General features: G+C 59.5%; 7 protein-coding genes. 1 reads left to right on the top strand and 6 read right to left on the bottom strand.

What is annotated here, in order from left to right; translation table 11 throughout:
- Positions 1–8 precede the first annotated feature (8 nt).
- The 6 genes from M9Q49_RS08205 to M9Q49_RS08180 all read right to left on the bottom strand — a co-directional run bounded on the left by M9Q49_RS08205 (position 9) and on the right by M9Q49_RS08180 (position 18,773).
- Positions 9–851: an enoyl-CoA hydratase/isomerase family protein gene (locus M9Q49_RS08205; protein ID WP_254508234.1), complete on the bottom strand. Its 843-nt coding sequence runs from the start codon at positions 849–851 to the stop codon at positions 9–11.
- Between the two features lie 44 nt (positions 852–895).
- On the bottom strand, positions 896–1,864 hold the full coding sequence (locus tag M9Q49_RS08200; RefSeq protein WP_254508233.1) for a catalase family peroxidase: 969 nt from the start codon (positions 1,862–1,864) through the stop codon (positions 896–898).
- A gap of 204 nt (positions 1,865–2,068) precedes the next feature.
- Complete coding sequence (locus M9Q49_RS08195) at positions 2,069–2,743, bottom strand: type 1 glutamine amidotransferase domain-containing protein (RefSeq protein WP_254508232.1); 675 nt, start codon at positions 2,741–2,743, stop codon at positions 2,069–2,071.
- 41 nt (positions 2,744–2,784) lie between these two features.
- Positions 2,785–4,395 (bottom strand): DHA2 family efflux MFS transporter permease subunit, encoded by a 1,611-nt coding sequence (locus M9Q49_RS08190; RefSeq protein ID WP_254508231.1) that lies wholly within the window; start codon positions 4,393–4,395, stop codon positions 2,785–2,787.
- 40 nt (positions 4,396–4,435) lie between these two features.
- Positions 4,436–5,866 (bottom strand): HlyD family secretion protein, encoded by a 1,431-nt coding sequence (locus M9Q49_RS08185; RefSeq protein WP_254508230.1) that lies wholly within the window; start codon positions 5,864–5,866, stop codon positions 4,436–4,438.
- Between the two features lie 181 nt (positions 5,867–6,047).
- Positions 6,048–18,773: an autotransporter-associated beta strand repeat-containing protein gene (locus M9Q49_RS08180; protein WP_254508229.1), complete on the bottom strand. Its 12,726-nt coding sequence runs from the start codon at positions 18,771–18,773 to the stop codon at positions 6,048–6,050.
- A 488-nt stretch (positions 18,774–19,261) separates the two neighbouring features.
- Between M9Q49_RS08180 and M9Q49_RS08175 the strand changes: the two genes are divergently transcribed.
- Entirely contained in the window at positions 19,262–21,691 is a 2,430-nt protein-coding gene (locus M9Q49_RS08175; RefSeq protein ID WP_254508228.1) for a DUF1592 domain-containing protein, read from the top strand.
- The last annotated feature ends 21 nt before the right edge of the window (positions 21,692–21,712 follow it).

Below are 21,712 nucleotides of genomic sequence, written 5' to 3'. Positions count from 1 at the left end.
GCCTCAACTTAGCCAGCTGCGCCGAGTTGGCCGACGTGATACCCCAATCGCGATTCGACGTCTCCCGGTTGATGAAAGCCACGATCGAAGAGCATACGAAGTCTCGCTTGCGCGGCAGGTCGGCCCAGCGAGCCCAGAAACGCGCCCCACTCGGGCGCAATCTCCACGTCGGCGGGCAGACTGTTCGCATTGACCAGTCGCTTCGTCTCCGCGATCGCTTGCTTATCGAACGAGGCAATCCTTGTGGCGAGGCCATCAACGAAACCATCGAGTTCCGCGTCCGGAAACGAACGGTTGACGTAGCCATATCGCTCGGCCAGATCACCGTCGATATCGTCCGCCCCGAGCAGCACCTCCAAGGCCCGCCCGCGTCCGATCAAGCGCGGCAGACGAGCCATCGGGCCGCCACCGGGCACTAAGCCAGCGCCTACTTCCCATTGCGACAGGATTGCCTTCTCACGACTGGCGAAGCGCATGTCGCTGGCCAGTGCGAGCTCACTGCCGACGCCCGTGGCCCGCCCACGGATACTCGCAATCGAAACGACAGGCGCGCGACTGAGCCGCACGAGCATGTCTGGCAATTGTTGCAATCCCGTCGGGCCCGGCGGGAGTTGCGTCGTATCCTCAGGCCTCGCGAGAAAATCGTAGTGGGTCAGGAAGTAGCCTTCGACGGCAGTGTCGAAGACGACAACCTTCACCTGTGCGTCGGACTCGAGCGCGGTGACGATCTCGCTGAGTTCGGGAATCGATTCCGGGCCAAAGATGTTGAGTGGCGGATAATTGAATGTCACTCGCCAATACTCGGGCGACCGCCGCGTGAGCAGGATACGTTTGGAGGTGGTGTTTGTCATCGATCATTCTTCCTGTGAGTTAGCGTGCGCTGACTACATTTGCACTAAGGAACGGGGTGGGTGGATTTGTTCGGCAGATTCTGTTTCACGTCGGCGGGAGTGACCGCGCTCGGTTGCTTCTTCTCTTGGATGCGTCTAGTAAACGATTCCGAATAGACCGACGAACGAATGCCGAGAATCGCATCATCGGAAGGGGACATGCCCGGCGGCAAAATCAGCGGGTCGAAAATGGTATCGGTTGCGGCGCTCATTTCTTCCGCTTCGACGCGATCGAGCGTCAAGGTGCCGACGTCGACTTGCTCGCGATCGTCCGGCCAGGCTTGAGTTGGGTCGCTGGTGGGATCGCTGGCCGTTCCCACGATGACAATCAACCGCCAACGGATCGGCTGTTGCTGGACTTGAGCAATAAGTTCGTCGAACAGGTAGTTCTTTTCTGCCCGCGCGCCGCCGGCAGGCTCAAAAGGTTGCTCTGGCTTCAGCAGCCAACGCACCGGAGTAGTCTTGCCGGCCGCGTTCGTAAAGAGAAACGTGTTCAAGCCGTGGAAAGTGGTGTTGCCGAATCCCGACGAGCGCGGTTCGGCAGCGATTTTCTTGAGCACTTCGATCGTTTCAGGATGACGCGTTTCAAATGCTTTCACCCGAGCCGCATCGGGCGCGCTGGTCGCGGGATCTGGTTTGAACGCGAGCAGGCGCTCAAAGAAAATCTCCGGCGTACGAACGGGGAACAAGGGAAAATTGATCATCGCCGTGCGCCACTCCTCGCCGTTGGGTGGAGAGAACTGCAGCCCAAGACCGCGCCGAGTCGTGGGCAGATCGGCTTGGTTTAGCCTGCCGCCGTCGAGCGAAAATCGTCCCAGCACCGGCACGCGTCCCGGTTCGAAAATAGTGGTCTGGCAAAGGCGGAGACCGTTACCGTTGCTCTCAAAGAAACCGGCAACGCCAATCCCTTTTGCATAATTGCGTCGGAACCCAGCATGCACGCCGTCAATCTGTTCGAAACGGTCGATGAACATGGCCGGTGTCAGAGGCCCCTGACTAAAACACCCGCCGAGGTTCGCAACGGCGCCCACAGCCGCTGCGCATGCGATGCCGATTACGGTCCAGCGGGTTAGTCGGGCGATCGAACTCCGTCGTCGCGCGTTCGGCGTTGAATGTGGATCTTGTGACATCGTTTGCTCCTGCTTTCTGTTGCTGATCGACGATCGGAATAGCGAGATTCACGGCAGCAGCTTCAACAACGCTTTGGCTCCCGCCTGCGAGGACGCCGGGTTCTGGCCAGTTACGAGCCGCCCGTCGGTGATGACGAAGGGGACCCAGTTGGCTTCTTTTTCAAAGAGGCCGCCGAGGCGCTTCAATTCATCCTCGACAAGAAAAGGGACGATCGTGGTGAGCTGGACGGCTTCCTCTTCGCCATTCGTAAAACCCGTCACGCGTTTTCCTTTGACGATTGGCTGTCCCTGGAACTGCACACGATGCAGCACGCCTGGCGCGTGGCAGACCGCGGCGACCGGCTTGCCGGAGTTGTAAAAGTCCTCGATCAGCGCGATGGAACGAGGATCTTCGGCCAGATCCCACATTGGCCCATGTCCGCCGGGATAGAAAATGGCGTCGTAGTCTGCGGCTTTGACGTCAGGCAGTCGCACCGTGTTCGCCAGCACCTTCTGAGCGGCAGAATCTTGCTTGAAGCGCTGCGTCAGTTCGGTTTGGCCCTCGGGCGTGTCGCTGACCGGATCGAGAGGTGGCTGGCCTCCTTTGGGCGAAGCGACCGTAACGGCAGCTCCCGCGTCGAGAAAGGTGAAATAAGGAGCGGCAAATTCCTCCAGCCAAAAGCCGGTCTTGCGTCCCGTATTTCCCAGCTGGTCGTGCGAAGTCAGCACCATGAGAATCTTCATCGAAATGCTCCTTGAATATGGCGTGTTGATGAACTGAGAATCTATTCCGCGCCGATATGGGCGCCCTTTTCGGCCACCGAGCGTTTCATGAGTAGCACGAGCACCGCCAGCAACAGCGCCAGCACAGCCGCCACCAGAAAGACATCGAAGAAGGCCAACGATGACGCTTGCTGTGCCCGCAGATCGGCCAGACTCTGCAACGCCATTTGTCGCGCCAATGGCGCATCGCCGGTCTGCTGAAAGTAAAAAGCCTGCGCTCGCTCCAAGTAAGAATTGACGGCGGGGTTGAACGGATCGAGAAACTCTCCCACGCGCCACGTGTGGAACTGATCACGGCGGACCCGCACGGTCTGGGCCATCGACGTGCCGAAGCTACCACCTTCGTTGCGGAGCAGTGCGAATAATCCCACCGCCGCCGCGCGCAAATGCCGCGGCGTGTAAAGAAACGCAGCCACGTTAATCGGCGCGAAAGCCATTCCCAAGCCGGCGATCAAAACCACACGCGGCCAGATCGCTTGCCACGGGCTGATTTCGAGATTCATCACCGACATCCAATACCCGCCGATCGCCACCACGAGCAGGCCCGCTCCGATCATCCAGCGGGCGTCGACGCCGCGACCGAGCAGCGCGCCGCAGATCAACAACATGGTGACCGACGCGAGGCCTGACGGAGACATCACCAGCCCGGAGTGATAGGCGTCGTAACCAAACAGCGTCTGGAGCAACCCCGGCAAGGTGGTGCTCACGCCGTAGAGCACCGAGTAGGCGAAGAAGATGATGAGACAACACAACCAAAAGTTGCGTTCGCCCAACGGCCGAAAATTGACAACCGGGTTTTTGCTGCGCATCTCCCACACGACCAGGCCTGCCCCTCCTACCAAGATCACCAGCAGCAGCGTCTGTACTTTTCCGAACGGATCGGCGAGCCAATCCCACTCTTGTCCCTTGGTGATCAACACTTCCCAAGCAGCCATCACCAGTGCCAATAGCGCCAGGCCGACGTAGTCGAAATTAAGGGGCAGGCGATTCAGCTGCGCTCGCTCCTCTTGGAGATATTCGGGATCCTTGACGGTGAAGTACGACAGCACAAATGCGAAGCAGCCGATCGGAATATTGATGAAAAAGATCCAACGCCAATTGTGATAGTCAGACAGGTAACCACCGAGCGTCGGACCGACGACCGGCGCCGTCAACGCCGCGATGCCGAACATCGTCATTGCCGTCCCTTGCTTCTCGGGCGGAAAGCTGTCGATCAAGATCGCCTGGCTGGATGGCTGCAGTCCGCCGCCGGCCAACCCTTGAATCACGCGAAACAAAATGATCTGCCACAGGCTGGTGGCCATGCCGCATAAAGCAGAGGCAATGGTGAAGACTGCGATCGAGCCGAGAAAATAGTTGCGGCGGCCGAGGCGGGCCGAAAGCCAGCCGGAAATCGGCAAGATGGTGGCGTTTGCTGCCAGATAACTGGTGAGGATCCATTCGGCGTCGACCACTGCCGCCGACAAGTCGCCCGCAATGTAACGCAGCGAGACGATCGCCACGGTTGTATCCAAAACCTCCATGAAGGTCGGAATGATCACCGCGGCAGCGACGAACCAGGCCTGGATTGCCGGGCGACCGACAGCCACCGGCGCAAGTGCGATGGTGCTCATGAGGCGTGCTCCCTTTGCCTTTTTTGCCGACCGGCGTGCGTTATGGTTTCGCTTCGGCTGCCACTTGCGGCAGCGTGGCAAAGGGTTGCAAGACTTCGCCGGCATGCGGCCCCATCGGCCGCTCTTTGATGTACACGTAGGGCACAACCGACAGGCCGATGAACAGCGGAGTTTTTTCAGGGTCGTAATCCGTGAGCTCGATCCGGACGGGCAATCGCTGCACGATCTTGACGAAATTGCCGGTGGCGTTCTGCGGCGGGAGTAACGAAAGCGTAGTGCCCGTCCCCATGGTGAAGCCGGTAATACGCCCCGTAAATTCCCGCCGACTGCCATACATGTCGACTTCGCAGCGCACTCGCTGGCCGATGCGCAGATCCGCTAGCTGTGTTTCCTTGAAGTTCGTATCGATCCAGATTTCGGTGAGCGAGCGCACGGCGAGCAGGCCTTGACCCACCTGGACATAATTTCCTGAATTCACATTGCGGCTCGTCACCTGGCCATCGATATCGCTGAGAATGTCGCAATAGCGAAGCTCCAATTCAGCCTGAGCCAGATCGGCCTGGGCCTGGGCGACCTTGGCCTCGGCCTGTTTGACGGCCGGCGATGCGGGAATCAGCCGTTCGAAAATGCGATCCAGATTCTTATCCGGATCCTGCGCATAAAATGCAGCCTTCACCTGCGTCGGCGTCGCATTCCAACTCGGCGGAGTAAAGCCCAACTGCGTAATGCTGCCGTACAGTCCGGCGAGCGCCTCTTGGACCGTCGAGAATGTCTCATCCAGATCCTCTGGCACCTCCAAGGGGTTTTGGTAATTGATGGGAAGACCAAGATTCGTGCGAGTCTGCTGAATCGTCTGCTCGGCGCTGGTCACGCGATTTTTCGAAACTTCGAGCACCGCCTTGTACTTATCAAACTCCTGTTTGCTGATGGCGTTCTTTTCCACGAGTCGTTCGGCGCGGGCGTAATCCTGCTCCGCGAGCACGCGATTCGCTTCCTCAACCTTCAGTTGCGCGACGTTCGACTTCACCAGCTCGACTTGATTCCGCACCTCTTCCATCGCGTGATCGAGCTTGAAGCGACTGCGGCGGGCCTGGGCAGCCAGGCCGCGGGCCTCGGCCAGCGCGGTTGTCAGCTCGCTTTTCGCGGCGATCAGCGCAGACTTCTTGATGTTCACTTGAACCTGGTAAGGCTCCTTGTCGAGTTGAACCAACAAGTCGCCCTTTCTCACGCGCTGGTTGTTATCAACCAGCACCGTACTCACATGGCCCGCCACGCGAGGTGCGATAAAGGTCACGTGGCCGTTGACGTAGGCGTCGTCGGTAGAAACGGTATTCAGCGCGGTGAGCACGAGCGGAAATAAGACATATCCGCCCACTCCGACGCCAATCACCACTCCCGCTAAGAGCATCCACCGACGCCAGCCAGACGACGGAGGACGAGTTGCAGAACCGGCATTTTTGGAAGTTTCCATCCTTTGTTCTCCTGGCGAATCAACAACAATCGATCTGCGATGTTGTTGTTCGGCCGGGAGATATTGAAGGTTAGAAACAGCGCGATGCCTATTGGACCTAAGTATCGGGTTCTGGTGCCGGACAGCGCAAACTCGCTTGCTGTCCCGGCACCTTCTCTTGTCTCAATGGCTGAACCAACGGCTAGGTCGGTCCAAAGCGTTCGTCACTGTTCATGCCGGGGGCGTTGAAGTCGGAAGGAGTCAACGCGGGGAGCACATCTGCCGTTTCCCAGCAGAAGTCGTCGTCACCGGTGCCTCCATACAGATCATCGTTGGCGCCGTCGTGCGTGATCGTGCCGAGGCTGCTGCGGTTTCCGGTCATGCTCCATTGATTAAGCAGCGTCAGCAACGCCGCGTCGTTGTCGGCAGAATTGGAGTAAGTGGTGGCGCTGAAGTCGTTCACCGTACCAATGCTGGTCCAGGAACTGCTTTCATTATCGACACTGCCGCTGATGAGGAGATCGTTGCCGCTGCCGCCGTCGAGGTTATCGGCGCCAGTGCCACCAATCAGCACGTCGTTGCCGACGCCGCCCAGCAGGTTGTCGTTTCCTCCGCCGCCACTCAGCAGGTCGTTTCCTTCCGAACCGCCGAGCACATCGTTACCCAAGCCGCCATAGATGCGGTCATCACCGCTGCTGCCATCGAGCAAGTCATCCCCTTGGCCGCCGTTGATGTAGTCATTGCCACCGCCGGCACTCACCTGGTCATTGCCGCCGCCGCCATAGAAGTAGTCATTGCCGCCGAGTGCGCTGAGAATGTCATTGCCACCCACGGCAGAATTCTGCGGAGAAGGATCGCCAGCCACCAGGCTGTCGCCCCAAACCACATTGTCGCCGCCGCTGGCATTGATTTGATCATTCCCTAAATCACCGACGAGGAAATCGTTCCCCATGCCGCCCGAGATGTAATCGTCGCCGTCGCCGCCGTGCATTTCTGCCGGCAGAATGACATTGGCTTGCGTCAGGTAGTCGTTCGAGGCCCCGCCGTAAGTCAACGTCTTTCCGGTGGCCGTAAAATCGACGACCAGAGTATTCACCCGCACGCGTGTGAGATTGGGGTTGCTGGCGGTGCCGGCTTGAGTGAATTGAATCAAGTCCTGACCGCTGGAACCAACCACCAGCGTATCGCCCAGTTGCACGTTGGCGAGTTGATGATCGATGACCAGATTGAGGTCTTCAATCTGAGCGAACGTCAACGGCTGCAATCCTGCGGTCACCACCGCTCCTGATGCCGTCGGCAGCACGAGCGCGGCGCTCGGCGGCAACGAAGAGAGGTCGAGATTCAGTACGTCGCCGATCGTGTCGCCTGTCGGCAAGGCCGGGCCCGTCGGCTGACCGCCATTGACCGAGATCGCCGTGCTGACGCTGGGGCGAATGCTGCGCACGGTGTCTGGCACCGCGAGTCCAACGTTCCCTGCACCCGTTCCCAAAAGTCCAGGCGGGGTTTGCCCGAAGATATCGTTGCCGTCAATCCCGTTGGGATTTCCTGGAGCATCGCCGTTCAGATTAATCACGCCGACACCACTGGCCACACCCGTCGGAGTTACTCCGGCGCCGCTGCCGCCGGCCTGATCGGAAGTAAACAACAGGAACTGATCGGCGCCCACCCAACCATTCAACGTAACGGTATCGAGGTCGCTCGCCGGGACCGTTCTCACAAATCGGCCGTCAATCGTGTCGGCGCCCGCGGTTGCGGTGTAATTCAACACGTCGATATTCCGGAAGACGACGTCCATCGTGGCGGCGCTCGAAATACCATCCACAAAATAATCTGCCGATGTCCCCGGGCTCACCGCGCCGATGAGCGCGCTGTCGCCGGTCACATCGCCCGTGTCGATAATCGTGAGCGTGTCGGTGTTACCCGCCATGCTGCCGTCCGTGCCATCGACCGTGACGGTCCCCGCGATATTGTCGACGGTGTTCGTGGAGTCGAATAGCTGGAACAAGTCGCTGCCGGCGTTGCCGTTGAGCGTAGCCGCGATTCCGGCTGGCAGCGATTGCACACGCAGCGTGTCAGCCGAGGCATCGCCGCCGGGAATCCCCAGCAGGCTATTGGTATTGCCGCCATAGAGCGCGACCGAGGCCAGTGCGGCGTTGTCGACGCTGACGAGATTCAACGTTTCAGCACCGTTGCCGCCGACCACCGCCACAGCGTTGTAACCGGTGAATGATGTCGGCGCGAAACCGCCGTCGCCCACGATCTGAGTCTGTGTACCAATGTCGGTGAGCGTGAGGGACGAAGTCGCTGCCGTGCCGCTCGCGTCGGTCAGCAACGAACCACCCGCGCCGGTGAGTTGAATCGGCTCGATGTTGGCGAACGACATCAACAACGACGGCACATTGATGGCTGGGAACACGCCGGTCGCTGCCGATAGGTTGCCGCTGTTGCCAGCATCGTTGGTGTCGCTGAAGTAGCCCGTATTGTTCGGCGAAGTAAATTTCACCGCGAGCGTGTCAGTGCCGCCAGCGCCATCGAAATGCATGGTGACGTCGCCTGCATCCCAGGGACCGTTTGCGCTCTGCAGCGTCTCGAGCAGCAGATCGGCTGCACTTCCCAAGTGGGAACCAGCGCTCGCACCGCCACCCAGACTCGAGTTATTCACCGTCGGGGCCGCGCCGGCAAAGCGCGGCAAGCCAGCAGCCGTTTCATTGATCTGCAGCGTATCGTTGTCAGCCGAGCCGATGATCGTAAGCGATTGAATGATGTTGCTCGGGCCAGCGAACACGTTGCTGCCATTCACGTCGAGCGACAGGCTATTGCCCGCATTCAGCTGAGCAACGATCAAGTCAGCCGCGCCATCCTCAAATCCTGAGAACTTCATATCGAGCACGACATGAAACGGCTGCGCCGGGCTGGTGCCGACATTTTCAATGTTGTTGTACTGCACGCCCGCAGCCGCAGTGCCAAAACTGAAGACGCCGTTGCGGTTGCCGGGGCCGAGCACCAAGGTCGGAATACCCAAGCCAATGATATTGAGGTTCAACGTATCGCCATTGGGATTGGCAGTCGGAGCGAGGCCAAAGATCTGAATCGGCGTCAGCACACCGGCCACATCTTGATCAGGCCGCACGTCAAACGTGTCGCCCGCCGTATCGGTCGAGCCGTTGAAGGTCGCCAGCGGCGCATCGACATCGCCGGCAAAGGTCAGCCCGCCGCCAACTCCAGGGTCGGCATTGCCGAAGTCAACATTCACGATGATGGCAGTCGCGCTCACCAGCGTGCCGTTAATCGTGGCATTGTCGCCCGCGTTGAGCGTAACGCCCGACGCCCCACTGCTGATCGTCGCCGCCGCGTTGACGATGATGTCTTGCCCAGCCGCGGCTGCATCCGTGGTGGTAATGATCACTTCATTGCCAGCGCCCGTCACGGTGATGTTCTCGGCAACGGTCACGCTGCCAGTCGAAGTGAGCACCACGTCGTCGCCATTCGCAGAAACGCCTACGGCAGCGCTCACGCCACCCACGATGAGGTTACCGGTGTTGGCGATGAACACGCCGCCCGTTCCACCACTCGCTTCGAGATTGCCTAGCGTCGTTTCGATCGGATTGGCCGCCGTGCCGACTCCCGCGCCAGCTTGCAGCACGATGCCGGTGCCGGTGACGTTGTTGTCGTCATCGGTATCGGTGATGGTGGTGCCTGCAATGACTGAACCGCCGCTGCTCGTCACATTGGCGATTGCTGCCGAGCCTGTGGTCGTCAGCGCGAAAGCGCCGAGGGCCAGAGTCGAATCATTCGTGCCGACGAGATCACCAGCGCCGACAAAGCTCGACACCGTTTCGTTCGACAGGAGTTGCAGCGTAGCACCTAGGGCCACGCTTACTGCGCCGCCGGCATCTGCAATCGCAGCGCCACCTTGCAACTGCGTGGTCCCGACATTGACCGCCGTCGTTCCCGTAAACGTATTCGCGCCACTCAGCAACAGCGTGCCTGCACCAACCTTGGTGATCGATCCCGGTGTGGCCGCGCCGTTGGTAATGTTCGCGCTCACCGTCAGCACGCCACCAGTTGCGACGTCAAACGTACGATTGACAGCTCCTGCTGAACCGCTCAGTTCCACATCGCTTGCCCCGACGGTACCACTGAGAGCATCGAGAATAATCCCTGATGTTCCGTTGGCCGTCACATTGCCGTTCAGCACCAGTCGGCTGCCCGGTTGTCCGGCAGTCGCACTGCGACGCAAATTCAGCACGCTGCCGTTGAGCGTCAGTCCACCAGCGCCCACCGTCACGGTGCCGATCGAGGGACCGCCACCATAGATGGCAAAGCTGTTGTTCACCTGCACGGCCGCGCCGGGCGTGGCCGTCATGCCAGTCAAACTCAGCGTGCCGAACGAAATCGACGTGCCGCTGTTCCCCAGGAAAATCGTATTGCCGGCTCCGCCAGTGAAGGAGCCCGTACCCGTGATGTTCCACGTCGACGAACTGCCGGTTTGGAAGGTGCCGCCAGTGACGGTCACATTGGCAATCGTCTCCTGCAAACCGCCCAGCTGTCCGGCGTTGAAGCCCGAACCGTTGAACACGCTCGCGGCACCGCTGACGGTGACCGTAGCCGTATCGATAATCTGATTGCTCGCGCCGAACGAAACCATGCCGCCGGTCGTGATATCGAGATTGCCAGGAATCGCGTTTTGGCCAGCCGTCTTCGCCAGGTTCAACCGCCCACCGGAGACGAGCGTCGTGCCTGTGTAGGTGTTCGATCCATTGCCGCCAGCGCTGCCGAGGGTGAGTGTTCCTGCCCCTGTCTTCACCAGGCTCAAGGCGCCAGTGAGCACGCCGTTGTAAGCGTCGGTCCCGGCGGCTTGATTCACCGTCAAGGTTGCCGCGACGCCGGTATTTGTCACCTCGATCACCATATTGGAGTCGATCGAGCCCAGCCCACCGACGGTTTGATTGAAACCATTCAAATCAAACTGTGCTGGCGAGGCATTGGCCACGTTGCCAACCGCGAGACGAGTTCCCGTCGGCAACCGATCGTTGCCGCCGGCAATCCGCAGCGTGCCGACCACGATCGTCGTGTCGCCCAGATACGTATTGCTGCCGCCAGTTACGACCGTCACACCCGCGCCGTTGCGCACCGTGAGCCCACCGAACGTACCGGCCTGACCACCACTGATCACACCGCTGAGCGTCAGCGTGCCCGCCGTCGAGCCCACACGGTTGTTCGTGGCCGTCGTGCCGATGATGACCGGTCCGGCCCAAGTGTTGTTGCCGGAAAGCCCGTTGAGCGCACCTTGCTGGCCGACGTCACCCACGCCATTGATAGTTACCGACTCGCCGGCAACGGTGATTCCCCCGCTCAAACGTAGCTGCGCACCACTCGTGATCGTCGTAGCGCCAACCGCCGACCCAAGGCCCGTTGGAGTGCTGATCTGCAGAATGCCTGCCGAGATATCGGTCAGCCCGTCATAAGTGTTCGCGCCGGTCAGCGTGACCGTGCCAGTCGTATTCTTGACGATTCCACCCGTGCCCGAGATTACGCCCGCAAACGAGCCCGTCGTGACAATCAGATTTGCATTGGCGACGTTGTTGAACCGCGTGATGATCTTATCGGTGGCATCGCCACTCAGATTGTTAAACGTCACATTCAACTCGCCCGCAGTCAGATCCTGCACCAATTGCAGCGTCACATCGCCGCCACCGGCGAGCAGCGCCGAAGCATAAGTGCCGCCGTTGACCACAATCGTGCCGACGTATCCCGGCCAAGCCGCCAGGCCGGCTGCAACCGAAGCGAACGCTGTCGTGCCAATCGTCGCCGATTGCACGCCCGCCGTTTCCAAGTCGCCGTCGACCGCGCCGCTGCCGGTGAACTGGTCATTCACATAGATCGTCGTGGGGACCACGGTTTGCGCGACCAGCACGACATCGTTGCCATCACCGCCGTGATACTGAATTTGGAACGGACGGCCATCGATATTGAAAATCGCGCCTTCGGCGAGTCCGCTGAACGTACCGGTCGTATCAGCTGGCACCGTGCCATCGTTGTCGATGATCTTGTAGACTTGCCCAGCCGGAGCGGCAAATGTTCCCGGAGTGCCGGTATAACTCACCGCCAGCGTCGACGTAGCGCCGAGCGCCACGCTGCCGTTGCTGGTGATACGCACTTGGTCATAATCGGTCCCGGCGACATTGCCGCTGGGAGTTGCGATTTGAATTTGGAGCGCGCCGTTCTCCACGTAGTTGCCGGCAGTCGTCTGGATCTGCACGGGATTACCTGGCGCGTGTGTGCCCACCGCATTGACCGTGAGCAAGCCGGTGGTTCCCGAGCCGGATAGCGTGGCGCCCGTTTGCACCGTCGTCGCGCTGGTTGCAATCGAGCCGTTGACGACCAAATTGCCCGCTGTGACCGTAGTCGGACCGTTGTAGGTGTTTGTGGCAGCCAAGGTCAGCTTGCCAGTTCCATTCTTGACGAGGTTATTGGTCGCAAGAATGGTTTGCGCATTGCGCGCATCGTAGTGGGCCTGAACTCGCGCCGGCGACAGAGCCGTGTTGTAAGCAGCCACTTCGTCGATGTCGCCATCCCAGCCGTTGCCGGCGGCGTCTTGAATTCCGCGACCACCAATGTTGAAGAAGAATCCGGAATCGCCGTAGTCGCCGGTGGCGGTCGCCGAGACCGCGACCTGCACGCCATTGACATAGATGCGACGATTCGAGCCATCACCGGTCACGACGACGTGGAACCATTGGCCATTGTCCGCCGTGTTGTAATTGGCTTGGAACGTACCACCGCTGGGGTTCCACATGTCGTAGTGCGTGGCGTCGGCAAAGCCGAATTCAAACGAATCGTTCTGCCCAGCAATGCCGCTGCGACCATCCTGACTGTTTGTGGAACGAATCCAGGCTTCGATGGTGAACTGATTCGTGAAGCCGTTGAGCGAGAACGGCGTCGTGATGCCGGTGTTGGCGCTGTTGTTAAAGCGCACCGCCCGCCCGAGTTGCGTGGTGGGCCCGGCAACATTGATCGTAGTGGCGGCAGCATCAAAGACCGTGCCGTTATTCACGGCGCCCGTCGTGCCGCTATTGGCCATGGTCGTGCCGCTGGTTTCCTCAAACCTGTAGTAGACCTGAGGAGCGTCGGTCAACACCTGATCGGAATACGAAGCCGCAATCAGGTCGGCGCCGATGCCACTGATCGCGCCGTTAAGAACGGTATCGCCCGTACCGTCGACAATCAGCTTGGAATACTGCAAGTTGATCGGCGCGGCGATGGTCAAGGTGTCGATAAACGCCGTGCCTGGATCGTTGACCGAACCAATGCCCACCGATCCGGCGCTCGCCTGCACAACGTTGATCGGCGTGGCCGCAGAAATCGTGTTATTGCCGCTGATGTTGACCAGCGCACCCGGTTGGCCCACAGCCCCCGTGCCATTGAGCGTGAGCGGTTCGTTGGCCAGCGTAATGCCGCCTGTCAGCCCCAGAGTCGCACCAGCGACCACCGTCGTGCCAGGCGATGTCGTGCCAAGCGCCGTAGCATTGCCAGCTACCAACGTACCGGCATTCACGGTCGTCGCGCCGTTGTAGGTGTTCGCGCCGGCCAGCGTGACGGTGCCCGTGCCATTCTTCACCACGGCATTGTTCGCGACAGTGATCGTGCGGAACGTCGTCGGATAATTGGTGGCGTTGATCGTCACCCAGTTGCCGCCGGTAACTCCAGCCGCCGTGGGCGACTTGAACTGCATGTTGGTGAAGTTGCCGGCGTTGAAATCGCGAGCCACAATTCCGAGCAAATACGTTTGCCCCGCCACCAATGATGTCGGCGTCAGAATGTCGCCGCTAGCGCCGCAGCAAGCGCGGTTGTAAAAGCGATCGGTCAGTTCAAAAACGCCAGCCGCCCCGCTCGTATCCAGCCAGAATGAAGCGTCATCATCAACGGTGTTGAAGCGGAATCCCCATTGGCCACTCTCGTTGGGCGTGAAGGATGTAATCCACATCATCGTCCAGCCGGTATTGTTCGGAAAGCTGGTAGCTCCCAGCGCCAAAGCCCGCGCCGCAACTGCGTCGTTGTTGACGTAGGTCAAGTCGCCCAGCAAAATGCCGCGGGCATCCTGTGGACCGAGGGCCGTGCTCCGAATCCCTTCGATATTGTCCTGAGCGTCGTCGTTGTTCGTCGGAAACGAAAAGCTCTTGTAAATCGTTTCTTGAATTCCAGACGCCAGCGAGTCCGCGCCGTTACCGCTGATCACGCTATTCACCAGCAAGTTGCCAGCGCCATTGAACCTGACTTGCGAGAACTTCTGATCGATCGTGCCATTGAGCGTAAGGGTTCCCGCGGTGGAACCGATCCCCAGATTTCCCGCGCTGACAACAGCTGCCGTGATCGGCCCGGTGTAGGTGTTGTTGCCCAGAATGTTCGCAATCGCGCCCGGTTGACCAGCAGCGCCCGCGCCAGTGGCGGTGATGGCTTCGCCAGAAATCGTGATTCCGGCTGCACTCGAAAACGCCAGCGTGCTGCCGTCGTTCACGACGGTGCCCGCATTGTTCAAGCCCAACGCCCCATTGTTCCCCGCGATCAACGTACCGGCGTTCACCGTCGTCAGGCCGTTGTACGTATTATTCCCCAGCAAACTGACTGTACCCGTGCCTGTCTTGACCACGCTGTTGGTCGGCAGGGCCGGAGCCAGCGGCGACCACAAGCCCGTTTGAGCGGCCAGGCCCGGATTGATGATTTGCAGGCTCGCTCCCGAAGGACTCTTGTATTGAAACGCCGCGTTCGCTTCGCCCCCGCCTTCCAACTGCGTGAAAGCAACCAGATAGCGCCCAGTACCCAGCGGATTCGTCAGATTGACGGTCTTCACGTTGCCATCGTTGTAGGCGAGTTGCTCGCCACGGTCCGACCCCAGCCCAGCGACCGTCGATTCGAAAACGCCGTTCTGATTGATATCGACCCACATCCCGGTCCAGTCGTCTTGCAACGTGCGCTGGAATTGCCAGTTGCCGATTTCCGTCGAGTTGAGATATCCCACCCAGACGTTGACGTAATTGTCCTGATAACCGGCGATGTTGAAGTTGAATACGCCCGAAGCGAGAAACGAAGCTTCGTTTGGAAAGTTGAGCGCCGAGGTCAACAACGCCTGCCCTGTGTACGACGGAGCCGCGGTCGGATTCAAGCCGTTCAACGCGCCGCCATTGCCGTTCAGATTGAAATTGGCGTCGCCAGCGTCGCGGCGAAAGCCGTAGTGATTCAGCGCATTGGTGTTGATGGGCGAGTTGCCGTTGCCAAACGAACGCTGCAGCACCAGATTGCCGGCGCCACCCACCGTCAGCGTAGAAAAGAAGCCGAGCGTAATCGGAATGTCGAGAGTCGTCGTGCCGCTCACTCCCGTCAGCGTGCCGTTGTTGACAAAAATCGACTGCAGCGTGGTCCCGCTGTTGTAGTTCAAGGAACCATCAAATTCCAAAGCTTCGCCGCCATCCACGCTGACTGCTGCCGTGCTTCCCAAGCCGTTGACGGTGCTGATGCGGACTTCGCCGCCGTTGAGCAGAAAATTCGAGAGGCTGTTGTCTTGCTTGAGAATCAACGTGCCGACGCCAGTCTTGGTCAGCACTTGATTGCCGGCGATGGCATTGTTGATGGTCAGCTGCGTGTCGTTAAGAAAGAACTCCGTAGCGCCGGTGAGGGTGACGTTGCCACTCAGCACGTTGCTGCCATTTTCATTGCGAATGCCGCCAGCACCGCCGCTGTTGCCGGTAACGCTGATGTTATCCGCCAGCGTGATGTTGCCTTGAATATCCAACCGGGCGTTGTTGGCGATGATCGTCGCCCCGGCCGCGGTACCGAGCGCATTATTGGCCCGCGCATCCCAAACGCCTTCATTCACATTCAGTTGTCCGCTGAACGTGGTTCCCGCATTCGCAGCGGCTTGCACGATCGTACGATTGCCGCCCGTCTTCGTAATGGCGCCGCTGCCGGACAAGCCGGCCAGGATTTCCATCTGGCCATCGGCGCGCAGTTCCAGGTTATTGCTCCCCGCATCGATCTGTCCCAGCAAACGCATCGTGCCGGCCACATCGCGAATCTTCGACGCGCTCGCCAGTATGATCGGGCCTGCATAGTCGTTGTTGCCCGACAGGTTGTTGAGCGCGGCGTCCGAAATGGCTGAGCCTGTGCCATTGAGAGTCAGCGCCTCGGCCGAAGAATAAACGAAGCCTCCTGACAAACGTAGCGATGCGCCAGATTGCACGACGGTACCAGCCGCGGCCGTACCGAGTGCATTGTTCGACGACACATTCACAGTCACGCCGGAATTAATCGTCGTCAGACCGGTGTACGAATTCGCGGTCGGCAAAAAGACGACTTCCGTACCCGAGAACGTCAGACTGGACGCAGCCGTTTCCGAAATATTTCGCAGCGTGATATCTGGCTTGTTCGTCGAATCGATCACCGCATTGCCGTTCAGCACGACCGAGGCAAATTCCAGATCCTGGCCACCATCAGGCGATTGAACTTGCAGGGTTGTGCCGGCGTTCATCGTCAACTGATTCAACTTCAAGCCCGGCAGGGTCGCGCCGAGGATGAGCGTCGAATTGGCGAGGACTCGGATGTTGTTGGTCAAATTGCCCGGGGCCACGGCCACCGTCGACCAGACGCCGGTTTGCGTGCTGGGGTTGATGATGGTCTGGGAGGCATAAGCCACGCCGTTGCCCGCAGCGACGCGGGCTTCCATGTTGCCGCCGCCGCTGCTTTCGTAGTACGCGATATACACGGGATAAGTGCCGGCCGGCAGATTTACCGTGCCGATGCGCGATTGATTGCCGTGGCCGCCGCGGTTGTCGACGACTAGCTCTGTCGACTCAAAAGTGCCGTTGTTATTGCTGTCGACATAAATGGCGCTGCCATCGTCCGAGCTCGTGCCGAACGACACATCGCCGGCGGGAATGGAACTAGCGCCGCCGACCGTAAAATTGCCAGTCCACGTCGCGCCGAAGCGATTCCCAAACGGAGCCAAGTTCGATGGCGAACGAGCGATGAGCGCGTTCGTGTCGAAATTGCCGAGGTTCGTCGTCAGCGAACTCGTGCTGTCGGGAGTCAGATTCAAATAGGCATCGGCATTGTTTGCTGCCACCGCATCAATGATCAGGTTCGTATCGGCGAAGACGTTCGGATACCACTTTTCGTTGAGCGAAGCCACCGACGCTGAACCGCCAGCCGCGAATTCGATCGTTCCGCCGTTAGCGTCTACATTGGCTTTGCCAATGCCGGTGTTCGTGCCGCCAGTGGTGGTCACGATCTTGCCGCCGGCATTGATCGTCCACGTGCCGCCGCCGATCGTCGCCGAGTTCGCGCTGTTGGCCAGGTTCAACTGACCGCCGGAAACAATACCGGTGAAGACAACCGACGAAATCTGCGCAGTGATCGTGTTCGTGCCGGTCGCGGCGGCTTGCTGATCGATGCGGTTCGTATTCAACGTGCCGTTTTGCAGCGTGAAGTTACTCGCCGCGCCGTCGAAACGGACTTCGCCCACAAAGGTATTGGCGCCGACGTTCACCGGCCCCGGATCAGCCGTCCGGAAGATGGCAATGTCGTTGGCATCGGGCGTGATGTTCGTATTCCAGTTGGCCGGATCGGACCACGTAATGCCGTCGCCGTCGCCGTCGCTGTTGCCGTCCCAAATGTAGGTCGCCACCGCGCCACCCACGTTCATGGCAATCGACGCATCGCTGGCCGTGCTCGACAAACCATTGCCATCGGTCAACACAAACCGCGTGAGCCGCGTGCTCGCCGAAGTCGCCACATTGGTGTTCAAAAACGTGACGTTGCTCAGCAGCGCGCTGACGGCAGCGCTCGTCGCGTTGGCATTGAACGTGACCACCAAGCTGGTCCCACCGGTGCCACCGGTCGCCGTGCCAATGGCGGTGCCGCCGAAACTGACCGTCCCCGCCGCAAAGCCGATTTGCCCCGCGCCGTTCCCTTGGTTCCGAATACCCAGGTTGTCATCCGCCGGCACACCACCGGCCGGAATGCTGACCGTCAAATTGCCCGTGTTCCAACCGTTGGCTCCAACCGGCGGCGGATCGGTAGCAACGGCTGCCGTCCCTTGATCGATCACCTGCACGCCCGAAACGCCGGGCGTATAAGTTTGCGAGTCGCCGCTCAGATTGGTGATCGTCGGCGGCGCATTTTCCTTGCCGACCCACACTTCCATATTACGAATGGCGTACGTGCCGGTACCGTTACCGAACGTCCAGTCGGTATCGCCGGTTCCGGGAGTATTTTGATTGCCGATGCCGGCGCCGCCGTTTGCGGTAATGCCAAAGATTGTGTTCGCGCTCGTCTGCGCGGGACTCGTGAACGCAAAAACCTGAAACGCGCCGTGACCGCCCCCCGTCGTGCCGCCGCTATCCTTCCAATCGAAGAAGCCATCGTTCGAACCAAACAGCCCGCCGCCATTCTGGCCGTAGTTGCTCGCCCAGAACTCGATGATGCCCGTGTTGCCGGGGCCTGAAATGGGCGTCACGCCCGAACCGGCGCTCGATTCCACTTTCATGTTCTGCACCACCGTGCCGTTCTGCACGATGTTCGAGCCGGCCTTCGGCACGCCGAGGAGTAGCGGATCGCTATTGAAGGTGTCCATCGACACCCAGACCCACTTCGTGTTACCGACCGGGCCGAGCTCGATGTAGTACGCGACCCGATCAAACGATCCAACCGGGATACTCGCCGCGTTGTTGACTAGGTAAGCGTCGTTGAAATCGAACTGGTTGTCATTCACCGCATACAGCTGAGTCATGCCTGCCAGAGCAGTGGCTGATACCACGGCGCTCGCGGCGGTCAAAACTCTCCGTTCTTCGAGTGGCTCAAAGAACAATTTGCGACTGAGCGTACGGTGGCTGTTACGTTTCGGGCTGGCGGCAGGCTGGCGACGTGGTGACATGGGTTTCCGAGCATCGGTGGAGAGAGGGGACATCGATTAACTCCGAACACAAAATTCTCAGCGCGCACGGGCACATCCTTGCGTCGTGAACGATTTCAACTGCACTCGCGGAACTCAAGCGCAGAGGAACCCGTTCACGAGCAATTCGTTTTCAACGAAACGGCTGTTCATTGAGGCTGAACAACGCGGTGCGACCTCGCGAGTCGAGGAAGGGGGCTGTAAACAACAGCCGCCGAAACGGTAACGAGTCGCAGCTAGGCACGACGCGCCCCCGAATTGGATGGAGAGGCTGTGGAGGTATCGTAAACTAAACGCCCAGCGGTTTTCTAGTATTTCGTAGAAGAAATTGTTGTTAAGGGATCTATGAAGGCTTTAGCTGCCCGCGTAGCGGTGGGCAATTCAGCGTTGAGTTGGCGCGACGTGTGGTAGAAAGTAGAGTGACAGCGGACGATTTTCTCAGTGCTGTTGCGCAGATAATGGGAGTTGGTATGGGTGCGAGTCGCCGCTTGCGGCAAATCATGTTTGCCGTTGCGACGGTTTGGTTTGGCTGGATCCCTGCTGTTCTTTTGGCTGCCCCGAATTTTGAAGCCGATCTGCAGCCCTATTTGCGGGCTCATTGCCTTCGCTGCCACGGTCCTGAAAAGCAAGAAGCGGATTTCCGGATCGACAAGCTGTCGTCCAAGGTCGGCCAGGAGAACACGCCGCAATGGGCCGAAGTGATGGAGCGAATCAGCTCTGGCGAAATGCCTCCGCCGGATGCGAAGAATCGCCCATCCGCGAAAGAAAGCGCCGCCATCGTCGAATGGCTGGCCGCCCGCATTAAAGAAGGCGAAGGGGCTCGCCTGGCCAAACGCAGTCGTGTTTCCTACAACCGCCTGACGCGCGACGAATATGTGAATACGGTCCGCGATCTGATCGGTGTGCATTTCGACGCCACCGATCCCGGCGGCTTTTCAGAAGATGCCGAATGGCATGGCTTCGAGCGGATCGGCTCGGTAATGACTCTCTCGCCGTCGAACGTCGAAAAGTATCTAGCCGCGGCCGAAACGGTGCTCGCCGAAGCCTATCCGGTCAAGCAGCCCGGCAAATCGCCACCGGCGTTCCTCGACGTAACCAAACGGGCCGTTCCCGAAAATGAAATCAACGAAGAGCATCGCGAACGACTGCGCGAGTTGGGGTTGCTCGACAAAGTCCGCTTCGAAATGTGGCACAACGACATCTTTCGCGGCGCTGGCATGAACTTGCCCGAGGCCGGCATCTATGAATTGAGCTTCAAGCTGAGCGGCCTCAAGGCCGAAAAAAGTCGCGCACCGCGATTGTTCGTCTACGAGAAGCAACTCGATCGCGTGCTCTTCGAACAGGACATCATCGCTCCCGAAGACAAGCCGATCACGGTGACGTTTCGCGCGCACTTGCCCAAGGGCCATGCCAGCATCGATGTGATTAACAGCATTCCCGGACCATCGAACAACTTCCGTTCCGGTCGCCACGGCAACAAGCCCTTCGTCAGCACCAAGGATGGGCGCATTCCTTGGCAAATGAAATTGACCGACGAGCAAGGCCGGCCGCGCTATTCGTTTCTCATTCTGGATTCGGTTTCATTCCGCGGTCCCTTCATCACTCCCGAAGAACAGCAACGTCGCGATGAGTATTGGCCCCAGGAGGTAGGAAACCTCGAGCAAGTCCGCAGCGGTCTATCGAAGCTGGCCCGGCGCGCATTCCGCCGTCCAGTCACCGACGAAGAACTAAACAGCTACGTCGGCATCGTGAAAGCCGAACTCGCCGCCGGTGAAAAGTTTCCGGATGCGGTTAAAGCGGGCATGCTCGCGATTCTCTGCTCGAAGAGTTTCCTCTTCGTTGCCGAAGGAGATGAAAACGCGAACCGCAACACGTTGAATGACTGGGAGATTGCTTGCCGGTTGTCGTATCTCTTCTGGAGCACGATGCCCGACGACGAGCTCTTCTCGCTCGCGGAACAAGGAAAGCTGCGCGATAAGACCGAACTCGCGAAGCAGGTGCAACGAATGCTTGCGAGCCCAAAAGCCGAACGCTTCAGCCAATCGTTTGCCTCGCAATGGCTTCACTTGCGGAAGGTCGGCATGTTTCCGCCGGATAAGAAGCTCTATCCCGATTACGACAAGTCGCTCGAACAAAGCATGGTTGGAGAGACGACTGCCTTTTTTCGCGAAGTGCTCGATCGTGGTCTGACGTTGCGGGAGTTCCTGCATTCCGATTGGACGATGGTGAACGCGCGGCTCGCGCAGTTCTACGGCTTGCCGAGTTCAGGCAGCTACGAATTCGAGCGCGTGTCGCTCCCTGCCAATAGTCACCGCGGCGGCCTGCTTACGCAAGCCTCGATCTTGTCGCTCACTTCCGACGGCACGCGACATCGCCCGGTGCATCGCGGCAAATGGGTTTCGGAAGCGATTTTCGGCAAGAGTCCACCACCGCCGCCAGCCAATGTTGATCCGATCGCGCCGAACCCGGTCGATTCGCCGAAGGCAACGCTGCGGCAAAAGCTCGAAGCGCATATTCACGACGCCAGTTGTGCTGCCTGCCACAGCAAGATCGATCCGCTCGGTCTCGCCTTTGAAAACTACGACGCCATCGGTCAATGGCGAACACGAGAGACCGTCGAAGGGACCGGCGACAATCCTCTGGTGAACCCTGCCGGCAAAATGGCTGATGGCCGGACCTACCAAACGCCGGAAGAGTTCAAGCAACTGCTGCTCGCCGACCTCGACTCCTTCAATGCCGCGTTCGTCGAGAAGCTTGCCACCTACGGCTTGCGGCGGAGCGTGTCGTTCGAAGATCGCGAAGCCTTGGCTGAAATCGCCAAAGCAAGCCGTGCCCAGGACTATCGCCTCCGCGCTCTGGTAGAAGCGTTTGTCCTCTCCGACTTGTTTCAAAAACGATAACCAACCTCCCCGCCCAACCTC

The sequence above is a fragment of the Anatilimnocola floriformis genome, from assembly GCF_024256385.1.
GTDB classification, from domain to species: Bacteria; Planctomycetota; Planctomycetia; order Pirellulales; family Pirellulaceae; genus Anatilimnocola; species Anatilimnocola floriformis.
This window is presented reverse-complemented; position numbering and strand designations above follow the sequence as displayed.